The following is a 471-nucleotide window of genomic DNA, read 5'->3' as shown; positions in this document are numbered from 1 at the left end:
GGTGTCATGCCGCCGAGCGTCTTCAGCAGCGCCGAGACCGAGCCGCTCTTGCCCAGAGCGCCGACGCGCACCGCTTCGAGCTCCGCCTCGTCGGAGGCGGCCGCGATGGCGGTGCCGATCTCGCCTTCGAGTTTTGCGATGTCGCTCATGGTCACTCCGGAAGGGCTTGCAGGTCGGTGGCGTGCGGCTTGCCGCCGGCCTGTGTCAGCATGCAGTGCACTTGCCCGCGATGATGCGTGCCGTGATTGAACATGTGGGCCACCAGCACCCATCTAGGCTTGGTGACGTCGCGCTGGAGCGCGCCGGAGAACCAGTTCAGATCGCCGTCGAGCGCCGCAGGCTCAAGCCGGTCCGACCACGCGATCATGACGTCGTCGAACGCCGTGCGCTCGCGCTTCATTCCATCCCACTCGGGAAACAGCGAGACCGATTCCGGAATGCCGGCCTGTGGCCGCGGCATGTCCGGTGAAA

The 471-nt window shown here is 66.7% G+C and carries 1 protein-coding gene and 1 pseudogene; both read right to left on the bottom strand.

Going from position 1 to position 471, the window contains the following annotated elements; translation table 11 throughout:
• Nucleotides 1–149: pseudogene (locus tag ACLFKU_RS44125) on the bottom strand (phenylalanine--tRNA ligase subunit alpha); the annotation flags it as partial.
• 2 nt (nt 150–151) lie between these two features.
• A partial coding sequence (locus ACLFKU_RS44120) for a DinB family protein (protein WP_410853443.1) occupies nt 152–471 on the bottom strand: 320 nt, incomplete at its 5' end.

Source organism: Paraburkholderia sp. EG304 (genome assembly GCF_046543485.1).
In the GTDB taxonomy this organism is placed as follows: Bacteria; Pseudomonadota; Gammaproteobacteria; order Burkholderiales; family Burkholderiaceae; genus Paraburkholderia; species Paraburkholderia youngii.
This window is presented reverse-complemented; position numbering and strand designations above follow the sequence as displayed.